Origin of the sequence: Tenacibaculum piscium, from assembly GCF_021390715.1 — a bacterium.
Lineage (GTDB): Bacteria > Bacteroidota > Bacteroidia > Flavobacteriales > Flavobacteriaceae > Polaribacter > Polaribacter piscius.
In genome coordinates, this window is sequence record NZ_JAJGWT010000019.1 from 278 (window position 1) to 11,401 (window position 11,124).

Here is an 11,124-nt window from a genome sequence, read left to right on the forward strand (position 1 = left end):
ATAGATTCTAAATTTTATTCGTAATATTTTTCTACCGATATTTTTAAATTTCTGTATTTACTTGAAAATCAGGTTCTAATTGCGTAATTTTTGCGAATTACTTACAACGGATTTGTATATGATTTTTTGCGTGATTCGGGACTAAATTTAGTAAAAAAAATCGGAATAGAAAATCCCCCAAGGGATTTTCGTATGTAGGCGAAAACCAGCAATTAATTATATACGTTGTTGCTATTTGTTGTTTTTAATTATTCAATTTTTTCTCTAAAATTCCTTTTTCGATTTTCTAGAATCAGCTTTTTTAAAATCTTTGTTGATTTTTCGTGCTTTTTCTTTTTTGTTTTAATTTTTTTTGATTTAAAATTTATTTACAAAGTTTCGTAATCAGCTTTTTTAAAATCTTTGTTGATGTTTCGTACTTTTTCTTTTAATTTTTCTTGATTTAAAATTTATTCACAAAGTTTTAGGAGTCAGTTTTTTAAAATCTTTGTTGATTTTTKGTGCTTTTTCTTTTTTGTTTTAATTTTTCTTRATTTAAAATTTATTYACAAAGTTTTAGGARTCAGTTTTTTAAAATCTTTGTTGATTTTTGGTGCTTTTTCTTTTTTGTTTTAATTTTTCTTGATTTAAAATTTATTCACAAAGTTTTAGGAATCAGTATTTTTAAAAATATTTATTGATATTTGATACTTTTTCTTTTGATTTTTTTCTTGAAATAATTGAAATAATTGACAAAATTGATTGTTCAAAACTTTGTTTTTTACTGAAATTTCACAATAAATTGCAACGTTTAGTATATGAAAAGTAGGCGATTTCGAAGTACGTGACTTTCAGTTATGTACAAAGTTTGATACGAACCAAAAGCCTTGAATTTATTACTGTTTCGCCTATTTTTTATATACATTGTTAGCGGTATTTATTCTTTACCACACACCTTACATAGCCTCATTTTTAATTCGCTTAGATATACTCTGTCAACTGTGTAGTAATTTTGTTTTTTGATTATCTCTTTCTCCGAAAATACTCCTGTGTTTTTATGAAATATTTCTTCATTATAGTCTGAACGCATATATTCACATTCAAGCTTGTCGTGAAAAACCCTTCTATTGTATTGGCGTTTCAAAGAAATAAAGTCGTTATAATTTCTAAATACTTCTTTGAACCTATTTTGTTGTCCAAGGTTTTCTACAAAATGCTCAAATCTATCATTCTCATTCATCTCTTTATAGAGATTAAGAAAGAATGCACTTTGACTAACAAAAGAGCTTTTTAACTCTTCCATATTGAAATAACGTTTATCTAAATTTCCAAACGAATATTTTAATCTCAAGTTTTTAATTTCAATAGGGCTTAAGCCTTTATTATTTAGGTAAGCCATTGCATAAAAGACTACAGAATTTGCTACTGAATTTGTTATAAATGCATTTTGTATTGGGTCTCTTTGAAAACTAAAAATAGAGTTTTCTGTCGGAGCAAAACCAGAAATTAGAAATTCTCGGATTTCAAGAGAAAAGTCTTTTAATGCTGTACTTAGTGAAACTCCATTTTGTATATTATCAAATGCTTCTTTTGAAATGTAAACCCAAAAAGGTTTTTTATTCTGAACTTCAAGTCCGCTAATTTTTACAAGTTCCTTAGAGCCAGAATTAAAATATCCAATATTGCATTTTTCCCAGAACATTATAGTTCTTTATTATTTAGTCCTAAGCATCTACCAATTATGTTATCAATTTTCACATATTTAATGGGGACAGTAATTTCAGATCTGTAATATTTTTTAATCATAAAAAGAACTTTTTCTTTTTTATAATCCATATATTCTAATTGTGAATTTAAATATTCATTATCGGTAATCATTACTATTCTTGCAGTGTTTGAAGAATTATCAGCTATCTGTAGCATATTGTTAAAATGCTCAATACAAGTTTCATCTTCACCAGCAAAAAAAGAGCGGATTAAGAAATTGCCTATATCTGTTTCCATTTGAACTCCATCACTTGTGATATCATAAATTAAATTACTTGGTTCACAATGTGTCAAAGAAGAGTTTGATAAAGTGTGAGCAAAAATAATATCTACATTATGACCCGCTTCTTCAACTCTTGCATTAATTGCAAATTTGTAAAGTAAGTCTGCAAGGTTAATCTTTTCGAAAGCTTTGTTTGGATATAATTCTTTGTAAAATGATAGAAAATAATTTATTCTTTCATTTAAAAAATCTGTATCAATTAGAATAACCGTCTCGTTTAAAATTCCCAAATTCATTTTATCGTATGTTTTTCTTAATTACCGCTAACGTGTTTGTATATGGTTTGTTGCGTGTTTTAAGCAACTAATTTAGTAAATAATTACCGACCAAGAAAGTCCGCGAGGACTTTCGTAAGTAGGCGAGAAGCTAGCAATAAATTATATACGGTGTTAGCTACCGTTTTTTACTTCAAATCTTTCTAATCCTTTTTTGATGATTTCACTAAAATCTATTGTTTGAGAATCAGGTAAACCAATTCCTTCAAGTATAAATTTAGCTATTTTAAAGTATGCTCCTTCTTCTGAAATTTTCGTTGAATAAGCATTTCCATTTTTAAAATCTGGAATTTCGATTTCACTTTTAGGTGATAATGGAATATTATATATTTTTAATTTTTCTAAGTAATCATCATTGTCAAAAAAGACAAATTTTCTCCAACAATCTGTTATTTTCGCTCTAAAACCTATTTTAGTTTCAAAATCAAATTCATTATCATCAAGTACAGCTTTATATTTTGAAACAATAATTAGAATATTTAAAATCAATTCCATTCCATCTATAAATTTGATATGATTGACGAAATCAGTTTCTTTTCTTCTTGTGATAGGAGGCAAATCTTTATTGATTGGAGGCATTCCAAAAGTATTAAAACTTGTTTGTTCTACTGTTTCGTTTGGACTGTATTTATCTAAGAGATAATTTAAAGTATCTGAGTTTTCAAATCGTTCAGGAATATTTCTTGAATCGAATTCATACAATGGAATCAAAAATTTAAGATTACCATTTTCAAATAGTTCTACTGTAGTTGATTTATAAATTAAATTTTCTTCTTTTAATGGCCTAATTATTAAAGAGCCTTCCGAACTATAAATACTATTAAAACCGAGATTTAATGGAATTATACTATCAGCTTTATTAATATCAACATTTTGGTAGAAACGTAATGAGACCTTTTTGAAAAATTCAGAGGTGTAAAATTCTTTAAAAGTAAAGTTGTCAAAAGGAGTTGGGAATAAATATAATTCTAAATATGTTTGATTCCATTCAGATTGCCCTTTTGTTTCTTGTAAATCAAAAGTTGAAAATCTTTCAATTGCTTCAAAGTAATTATTGGTTTTCTCATTTAATTTTTCAATTATATATCTATCTTTTATCGGTTTACTTTCGTTATTCTCTCTTTGATAAATTATTCCTTGACTTGTTATGTAAGGTGGAGTAGGACTTTCATCTACTTTTATTACTAATATTATATTACCATTTTCTAAATTAATTTTTTTAAAATGATAATAAGGTTTTGGGCTTATGTTTGCGTTTATAATTTGAGAAATTTGGTCTTCAAAATTTCTATATGTAGATATATCAAAACCATTTATAGTTGTAGGTTTATTTTTGTCATCACTATCAATACCCCAAAAAATCCAACCTCCTTTTGTATTCGCAAAAGAAGATATTGATTTAGCAATTTTGATATTATCGAGTTTTCCTCCTTTTAATTTTGGAACTTCTCTTTTATACTCAATATACCATCCTTCACCTATTTCATTTTCTATAAGAGTTTTGATATCTTCAATTGATAATTCGGATACATCCTTTTTATTAAATGGATTGTAATTCATAGGCTTATTTTTAAATGGTAGCTAACGTTTTTGTATATTATTTGTTGCGTTTTTCGAGCAACTAATTTAGTAAATAAAAACGGAATAGAAAATCCCTAAGGATTTTCGTAAGTAGCCTAGAACTAGCAATAAATTATATACGGTGTTGTGTACAGTATTTATTTTTTAATTAATAATCTCATTAAAGTTCCTGTTTGATAGAGTATAAATTCAATTTCTACAAAATTGATATTGTCTGAATGTTTAACGTTATTATTTTGATATTTAGAATAATAATCTAATATTTTTATATAAATGTTTGATATTTCAGAACTGATATTTTTATTCTTGAGATATTTACCTAATTCTGATTTTTGATTTTCAAGACTTTTTTTGTTTCCAAAAACAGCCTGTAAAATTAATTCCATTGATAACCGAAGATTATCAACTACCATTCTTTCTTTTCCTATAACTTCAAGGTTTAAAAGACTTGATTTGAATAAATCATAACTTTTAGGATAATCAGAAAGCCAATTAAGATTGTCGTTTATTAACTTTTCATCTAAAAGCTTTGCACCAGAAGGATAAATAAAAAAATCTGCTTCATTATATCTTAATTCAATAGGTACATTTGTAATACTAACGATCTCTTTTATATCAAGTAGGAATTTTCTTTTTGTTTGGTCTTTAAAATTTTCCATCCAAGATATTGCTTCAATCCCTAAAAGAAACTTCTTTGTGTCTGTTTCTTTTTTAAAATATTGATAAATATGAAAATCTTCAATACTTTTTCCATTTAATTCAAACAATGAATTTTGGAGTTTCGTGTTTTCCAATAAATTTTAAAAATTCGTCATCAATATTGTCATCTAAAATTAGTTCAAATTCTAAAATAGATATGAAAGAGTTTAAAACTCTATTTTTGAATTCATTCCATCGTTCATTTTCCGATAATTCAATATTCCATCTCTTATGAAAATTTTTTAATTTATTCTCAAGATTAATGCTTTTTTTCTTATTCATTTTAGAGTAGGGGTTTCATATTGTACACAACGGATTTGTATATGGTTTGTTGCGTGATTCGGGACTAAATTTAGTAAAAAAAATCGGAATAGAAAATCCCCCAAGGGATTTTCGTATGTAGGCGAGAACCAGCAATTAATTATATACGTTGTTGTAAATAGTAGCTTTTTGTTTATTCCTAACTTTGATTATTAAATTACTATTCAAAAAACCGATAAAATTTAAAATTCTACAAACGAGTTAAAAAACATTTCAAAACTCTTTTTTMAAAACTAGAAATATTCTCAATTTTTTCTTCTTTTTCTTAAATTGTTTTTGATTCAGATTTTACAAACGAGTTAAAAATATTTCARAACTYTTTCTTGAAAACTATAAATATTCTTAATTTTTTCTTCTTTTTCTTAAATTWKTTTTGATTCAGATTTTACAAACGAGTTAAAAAACATTTCAAAACTCTTTTTTGAAAACTATAAATATTCTCAATTTTTTCTTCTTTTTCTTAAATTGTTTTTGAATCAGATTTTACAAACGAGTTAAAAATATTTCAAAACTCTTTTTTGAAAACTATAAATATTCTCAATTTTTTCTTCTTTTTCTTAAATTTGTTTTGATTCAGATTCTACAAACGAGTTAAAAACATTTCAGAACTTTTTCTTGAAAACTAGAAATATTCTTAATTATTTTTCTTTCTTAAAATAGTTTTATTTAAAAGATTACAAATGAACTAATATTTTTATTTGTTTGAAAATCAATTATTTATTTTGTTTTGGTCAGTTTTTTTTGCTATTATTTACAACGTGTTTGTATAAGATTAGTTGCGTGTTTTAAGCACTAAATTTAGCAAATAAATCACAGATAGAAAGTCCGCGAGGACTTTCGTAAATTGGCTAAAACCAGCAATTAATTTTATACGGTGTTGGCAACAGTTTTTGTTTTTAATTTCCTTCTCCAATATACAATATAAATTGTTCCTAAAATTGATGGTAAAGTCCAAGCAATCAGATTTCCAATTCCTAATCCAGCAACTATAAATGCGGTAATTGAGGCAATAAATGCTCCAATCATTTTTCCGATATGATTAGACAGCCATCCGTTTTTTGTTTTCTCAACATTTTTATAAAAAATAAAATCTCTAATTGTCAATGAAAGTCCAAAGCCACCAAAGAAAACAAATAATAGATATGTCGAATTTCCTTTAATCATACCATAAGTGCCAAATAAAATCATAAGTATTGATAGCGTTAACATACTTCCAGATATGATTTTATCAATCGGTTTTGCAAGTTTCTTGCTTTTTGATTTAAAAGTCAAAATTTGATTTCCAGAAATAACTAAATAAATAGTGAATAATCCAATTAGAAAAAGAAATATATTTTCGTGATTAGGTAGCCAAGAAATTGGCATTGAGATTAGAGAACTTATTATCATTCCGATTGAAAATAATTTTCCCATTTTTTTATGAGGTTTACTTCCTTTTTTCACAATTATACTTCCAATTCCTGTCACTAATCCAAGTCCACCAAAAAATGCGTGGATATAAATCAAAGTTTTTATCGTTTCTTCCATTTGTTTTTAATTGAGTTTAGCGATTCAAAATTCAGATTATAGTTTTGGTTTAGAAAGTTTAAAATTCCGAATTGTTGTTTTTTAGCGATGAGTTGTTCAAATTGTTGCCAACGTTTTTGTATATTATTTGTTGCGTGTTTCGAGCAACTAATTTAGTAAATAAAAGCGTAATAGAAAATCCCCTAAGGATTTTCGTAATTAGTTTAGAACTAGCAATAAATTATATACGTTGTTGTATTTAGTGGTTTTTGCATTTTAGTTCATTAATTTTATTAGAAGTTCAAATTTTTCAATTTATTTATAATTCCATTTTCATTTTAATGAGCTTTTTTGATTTCAGAGTTTAATTCAGCCGATTTTTTTACGTTTCAACTTTCAATTCATTAATTTTATTAAAAGCTTAAATTTTTCAATTTATTTATGAATTTTCATAATTACTTTTTAATATCAACTATTTTTGGGCTTCAGAGCTTAATTCCGCCGATTAGCTGAGTTTTTTAGGTTTCTACTTGTATTCAGCTATTTTATTAAAATAATTTTTTCTGTGCTGATTTTTTCACGTTTCAATTTTTTATTAAAATAAGGCATAAGTAGTTTTCACTTTTTACTATTTTTTGTATATAATTTGTGTCCGCTTAATTTTTAGTTTATAAAATACTGATTAGGAATTTCTGAGGAAATTCCGCCATTAAATACAACGTTGCGTGTATGGTTAGTGCGGAAATAGAAAGTCAGAAGACTTTCGGTTTAGCACTGAGCCAAAACTTTTTATTTTGTTTTAATTTTTTCTGTTCTAAAGCCAAATCAAAAGATTTGGTGGACTTTATAAAAATACACAAAACTTTGGATTAATTACAAAACTCCGCATTAATTATACACATTGTTAGCAAATGCTTTTTATTTTAATCAAATTTCCTTTTATATACGGGAGTTTCATTTGTTATTTTTCTATACTCTACTATTAATAATTAAATTTTTAGCAATTTCTTCTAGTAGATAAATTTCTTTTTCAAGAATGAGAAGATTCTTATGAGATGAGATAAAAGGAACAGCATCTTTTTTCCCAAAATCAGGGTTTGAGTGAACTATTGAACATCTAATTGAATAAATCCTATTGGTTAACGATTTATAAAATTTAGCATTTGTATCATTTTTTATACTTTCTAATGTAATTACCTCGCTAAAATTTAAAGATTGGTTTTGAAAAAAATGTTCATTAAACTCTAAATTTTCTATAAACTTAAATAATTCTTTACTGTCTATAAACTCTTGTAATACTCTTTCTATTTTTATTTTATCAGATTTAAGTCTATCACCTTCATATTTAAATGTTTCCGAAATTTCGTTAATATAATAATCAGAATTTATTTCAAAGTCTGGTTTATATAATAAATTAGAAATTTTTCTTTTAATTGTCAGTTGAGCACTTTTATCAAGGAAATATTCTAATATATGGTAATAACATAAAAATTTAAAAGGAAGATAATTTATTCTTTCAGCAACTTTAAAATAATCAACCAATTCAGGTATTAATTCTTTTACTTTAAATTTATAATTATTAGAGTATTTTCCTTTTGGGTAATAACCAGTTAAACCTAAACGTTTGTTTAATAAGCTATAATTATAGACTTCTAAATATTCTCCTCTTACACACTTAATATCAAAGAAAATTGAGTTTAATAATGTTTCTATCTTTTTTTCATATGTTTTTATGTATTCTTCTGTTAGTCCTTTAATTCTAACTATTGCAGAAGTTAATTTTAATTCTTGAGAACCATTATAGATTTCTATAAAATCGGTTAATAGATTTTCTTGTGCTTCTCTTGATACTTCAATTTCTAATTTATAATTGTTATATGAAGTTTCAATTTTAAAATCATTTTGAAATATTTTGTCTGTATTTATTTTAAATACTAAAACGTCTATATATTTATCATTGTAACGTGCTAAATAATTACTTAAATAAGTGTCTTTACTATCTATTATTTTTCTAAGAGATTCTAAATTTTCAAGAGTTTCAATTAAGAAAGTAAACCATTCTCCTTTAAGGCTATATTCTACATAAATCTTAGTAACCTTATATCCGTCAGCTATTTTTATCTCTTCTGTTTTTCCATCAATTTCTTGATTCTTATAAACATCAGGTATTCTGAAAACTTCTTTTCGAACTTTAAGGTTCTTATCTTTAAGTAAATTTAAATCAATTAGTATTTTTTCTTGGATATCTGAAAGTTCCATTTTTAATTAAGAGTATTGGTTTCTATAATAAATTGGTTTTTTTTAAGTTTTTGCTAACGTTGTTGTATATGGTTTGTTGCGTGTTTTAAGCACCTAATTTAGCAAATAAAAACCGAATAGAAAATCCGCGAGGATTTTCGTAAGTAGGCTAGAACTAGCAATAAATTATATACGGTGTTAGCCTACGTATTTATATATTTTGACATAGCTTCATTGATTATTTCAGCTTGATTCTTTAGTGTGAATTTTTGTCCGAGAGCAACTTTAGAATCCGCTATTTTCTTTTTTATCTCTGCTTTTAATTGGGCATTCATTTTCCCCTTTTTTCCTAAATGTTGATGAATTTTATCCAAATTAGTATCAAGTTCTTTGTCAACTGCTTTAACTCCATAATTCTTTATATTTTCAACGATTTGAGAATATTCTTTATGTGGTACGCTAAAAATTGATTCATTTTCGACTGGGATATTGAATTGAGCCTTATTTTTCAGATTTTCAGAACCGTAGAAGTCCATAACCATACCTTTTAAATGACTTTTCTTAAAATATAAAAACAAAACGTATTCGTCAATCATTATAGAATATGGTCTTTCGTAATTTGGTCTCCAATGAAGCCAAGTCCAGTTTTTGTCCGAATAGTTTGGTGAGCGAAGTAATTTGTAACCAATATCTTTTAGGTCTGAATCTAAAGGATTTGGTTTTATTTCAGCCAGATTGTCTTTCAGGTATTTTTTTAAAATTCTATTTAATCTTTTTTCTTCTTTTACTTTTAGTTTAAATCCGCTATAATTTTGAATCGATAATCTCCAAATAATTGAAGTCCAAAATAGAAAGGCGACAAATCCTGATGTCGAACCTTCATAAACTTGGTCAAACTCTGGTTTTTGATTTAAAGTGTTAGCATATTCCGATTCGATGACTGATAAATTTGATTCGCAACTTGTACAGAAATAGTTGTCTACAACTCCGTCAATATTATTGTTTTCAATAAGTTCATCCGTTACTTCTCCATAAACTTCTTCAAGCTTTTCGGGAAGTACAGCTCTACCAAAATATGATGTTGTTTGTTTAGGTGTTATTACAAATCCCATTTCCCTATCTCTACCAGTTTCCCCTTCTTCATTATCAATTCGTTTTGAAAGAAAGTGAGGAACTATGTGAGAACCTTTTTTATCAGCTGGATTTTCGTTGCAAAGTAGACAGTTTCTCATATGTAGGCTAACGTTGTTGTATATGGTTTGTTGCGTTTTTGAAGCACTAAATTTAGTAAAAAAAATCGGAATAGAAAATCCCTAAGGATTTTCGTAAGTAAGCTAGCAATAAATTATATACGGTGTTGGCAACAGTAATTTTTTATTTTCATAATTTCTTTAATAATTCATTTATTAAAACAGCTGTTGGTCTTTTTTCTTTTTTTGTGTATTGACTTATATGTTCTGTAAATAAAATTAAAGAACCTTTTAAATTTGTTTCTGTAATTTCAGATGAAATCCTTTCGTTAGATTCTAAAAATCCTGAAATTTTGTATAAATCTCCACACATATAACTTTGCACAAAATTAAGTTGGTAACCCATCCAAATAATTCCTTTTTCTGATAATTTTCCCCAATATGCAGCAGACTCTTTGTTTTTTACTATTATTAATTTTGGTTTAATATCATTTTCAATAGTTTGTTGAGTGATTTTCAATTGTTCTACTAAAAAACGAATTCCATTATTGTTTTTTAAAATCTCTTTTTTTAATTTATTTTGTTCTTTTTCTCTGAAATAAAATATATCTAAATAAGCAGATTTCTCTCTTAAATCTATTGAGTTTTCTGGGTCAAAAACTATTTTTTTTAAAGGATTCCAATAATTATCATATTTTTCTTCTTTTAAAGTCAATTGAAAGTCAAAACCAAAATTCCCTAATTCTGCATCTTTCCTAAATGAAGGATTAATTCCTGTTATAAGAATGTCTTTTTGAGAATTATTTTCTGAAAATACAAAACCACGTTCTTTTATGAAATTAGGTAGTTGGTTTATAAAATCTTTAGACCATAAGTTATTAAGTTTTTCCTTAGTATTCATTTAATCTTTTGTTTAGAATTAAAATGTAAAATTTGACTTTTAATTACCAAATTTCAAAGAGGACTTTTTTAGTTTAGGTAGATTTTTGCTCTTATTGTTGCCAACGTTTTGTATATGGTTTGTTGCGTTTTTGAAGCACTAAATTTAGTAAATAAAAACGGAATAGAAAATCCCTAAGGATTTTCGTAAGTAGGCTAGTACTAGCAATAAATTATATACGGTGTTGGGCTTAGTTCTTTTTCAATATTTCTATTAATTTCTTATTAACATAAATATTTTCTCTACCAACTTTTTCAGAAGATATAATTCCAATTTTTTCAAGACTATTTAAATATCTTGAAGCTGATTTTCTTTCTACATTTAGTTTTTGTACTACATATTCAA

General features: G+C 26.0%; 8 protein-coding genes and 1 pseudogene. All 9 read right to left on the minus strand.

Going from position 1 to position 11,124, the window contains the following annotated elements; all coding sequences use genetic code 11:
• Window positions 1-916 precede the first annotated feature (916 nt).
• On the minus strand, window positions 917-1,681 hold the full coding sequence (locus L0U77_RS11510) for a hypothetical protein (protein ID WP_233901232.1): 765 nt from the start codon (window positions 1,679-1,681) through the stop codon (window positions 917-919).
• Window positions 1,681-2,265, minus strand: coding sequence for a DUF6621 family protein (locus L0U77_RS11515; protein WP_233901233.1), 585 nt, complete (start codon window positions 2,263-2,265; stop codon window positions 1,681-1,683). Before L0U77_RS11515 ends, L0U77_RS11510 begins: the two co-directional genes overlap by 1 nt.
• A 153-nt stretch (window positions 2,266-2,418) precedes the next feature.
• Entirely contained in the window at window positions 2,419-3,864 is a 1,446-nt protein-coding gene (locus L0U77_RS11520; RefSeq protein ID WP_233901234.1) for an AlbA family DNA-binding domain-containing protein, read from the minus strand.
• A gap of 158 nt (window positions 3,865-4,022) precedes the next feature.
• The gene (locus L0U77_RS11525) at window positions 4,023-4,679 is read right to left on the minus strand and encodes a hypothetical protein (RefSeq protein WP_233901235.1); all 657 of its coding nucleotides are present in this window, start codon (window positions 4,677-4,679) and stop codon (window positions 4,023-4,025) included.
• Window positions 4,680-5,772: 1,093 nt separating this feature from the next.
• Window positions 5,773-6,432: a hypothetical protein gene (locus L0U77_RS11530; protein WP_101917296.1), complete on the minus strand. Its 660-nt coding sequence runs from the start codon at window positions 6,430-6,432 to the stop codon at window positions 5,773-5,775.
• A 948-nt stretch (window positions 6,433-7,380) separates the two neighbouring features.
• Window positions 7,381-8,670: a hypothetical protein gene (locus tag L0U77_RS11535; protein ID WP_233898047.1), complete on the minus strand. Its 1,290-nt coding sequence runs from the start codon at window positions 8,668-8,670 to the stop codon at window positions 7,381-7,383.
• 182 nt (window positions 8,671-8,852) lie between these two features.
• Window positions 8,853-9,881, minus strand: a complete 1,029-nt coding sequence (locus L0U77_RS11540; RefSeq protein ID WP_233898048.1) for a hypothetical protein — start codon at window positions 9,879-9,881, stop codon at window positions 8,853-8,855.
• Between the two features lie 148 nt (window positions 9,882-10,029).
• Complete coding sequence (locus L0U77_RS11545; protein ID WP_100945801.1) at window positions 10,030-10,740, minus strand: hypothetical protein; 711 nt, start codon at window positions 10,738-10,740, stop codon at window positions 10,030-10,032.
• A gap of 229 nt (window positions 10,741-10,969) precedes the next feature.
• Window positions 10,970-11,124 (minus strand): annotated as a pseudogene (locus tag L0U77_RS11945) (Fic family protein); the annotation flags it as partial.